The organism is Okeania sp. SIO2B9 (assembly GCF_010672505.1).
Taxonomy (GTDB): Bacteria; Cyanobacteriota; Cyanobacteriia; order Cyanobacteriales; family Microcoleaceae; genus Okeania; species Okeania hirsuta.
Genome location: NZ_JAAHGK010001395.1, coordinates 1 through 1,897, shown reverse-complemented (window position 1 = coordinate 1,897; position 1,897 = coordinate 1). Strand labels below are relative to the sequence as shown.

The 1,897-nt window shown below is 36.6% G+C and carries 1 protein-coding gene; it reads right to left on the bottom strand.

The genetic code is table 11. From position 1 onward, the window contains the following. Positions 1-771: 771 nt before the first annotated feature. Positions 772-1,770, bottom strand: a complete 999-nt coding sequence (locus F6K13_RS31105) for an ATP-binding cassette domain-containing protein (protein WP_124145072.1) — start codon at positions 1,768-1,770, stop codon at positions 772-774. Positions 1,771-1,897 lie beyond the last annotated feature (127 nt).

The window sequence follows — 1,897 nt, the reverse complement described above, 5'->3', positions numbered from 1 at the left end:
TTGGCAATGAGGACATTTCGGCCATTGTTCATCTTTTGGTAAACCTTGGTTTACCAGCAAATTTAGAAGCAGTTAAAGCACCATCTCCATCGATAGTTATTGGTTTCCAAGCTTCACGTTTATAGGGTTGAATTTCTAGCGGAATATTAGTCATAATATTTATTTGTAGAAAAAATTAAATAAACTATTTGGAGGATAGTAATTAGGGCTTGCTGATTAAATATCAAAGCACTGACAGATATGGGTTTCAGCTTTTTTTTGTCTAAAAAAGTGCGCCTGTTTCGGTCTAAACAGCTGCATAAAGCTAGTATTTTGGGATGATTATGGCAGAAAAATCTTGGGACAATTTTTACGACTACCTCCTCTATAATTTCCATTTCTCCTGTCTCCTGTCTCCTACCCCTACCAAAATACTTTCCATACGCAAACCCTAATTAATAAGTAACAGGACTTACGCAGAATCACCTTGAAAGCACCATACGTAAGAGTTGGGCAGAAAAATCCCAAATTGACAATTCTTACTTCTACCTCCTCTTAATTCCCATTTCTCCTGTCTCCTGTCTCCTGTCTCCTCCTACTAAAAGACTTTTTCAGAAAACCCTAATTAATTTAAAAAATGTAAGGATTCAGATTATTTATTACATTAGCTGATCAATTAGTAGTTTAGCGATCGCCTCACAAGCTAAACCAAGAAAATACTAATTGATATTTAGTAATTAATTTAAAAAATTGAAACCTTTCAAACTTTTGACTTTTGACTTTTGACTTAAATTAAACTTTTCCTGCACGAAAAACTCTACCAATGACCTCCTCAATAGGTGGGTCAGTCACCGTTAAATCTTGCACTTCTAATTCTGCCAAAATCTGAGCTACAGTTGCCGTTAAATTTTCCCGGCGTACCAATAAATGTACTGACTGACCTTCCAGCATTTCCACCTCCCCATAATTAGATAAATGTTGCTCAAAATTATCTACATCCGTAGGCACAGGATTAAGTAATTCTATTTGTACCTCTCGATAAGGAGCAAAACGATCAAGCAAACCATCTAAACTGCCATCATAAATTAACTGACCTTGATATATCAATAACACGCGCTTACATAAAGCCGTAATATCAGCCATATAATGACTCGTCAATAACACAGTTGCCTGATAACGTTGATTATATTCTTGCAAAAACTCCCGCACTGCCACTTGTGCATTTATATCTAAACCTAAAGTTGGTTCATCCAAAAACAAAACTTTCGGTTGATGTAATAACGCCGCCATCAACTCTGCCTTCATCCGCTCCCCCAAAGATAATTTTCTGACTGGTTGCTTCAACTTTCCCTCCAGGGACAACATCTCTGTTAATTCCATCAACCGTCTGTAATATTCTTTGTCAGAAAGACCATAAACAGCAGCATTAATTTTTAGAGAGTCTAACACTGGTAAATCCCAGATTAACTGTTGTTTTTGCCCCATGACTAAGGTAATTTGCTCTAAAAATTTTCTCTTGCGTTCAAAGGGGACATAATCTCCGACTTTAACTATACCGTTAGACGGATGAATTAAACCTGTGAGCATTTTCAGAGTAGTAGTTTTGCCAGCACCGTTGGGTCCGAGAAATCCCACTACTTCCCCCGGGTCTATTTCAAATGTAATATCTTCAACTGCCTTAACATATTGGTAGGTGCGACGTATAAAATGAATTAATGTTCCCTTAATTCCTGGTTCTTTGATGGCTACTGGGTAGATTTTGCTCAGATTTTTAGCGAGTATAATAGACATAACTTTTGAATATTAATTTGAGTTACAGGCAACATTGGCCATAAATAGAACAGCAAGAAATTTAGCATATTTTAGGAGGCATACTAAGTTATGGTACTTATTCCAGATTTTTCAGACTCTTCTCCTA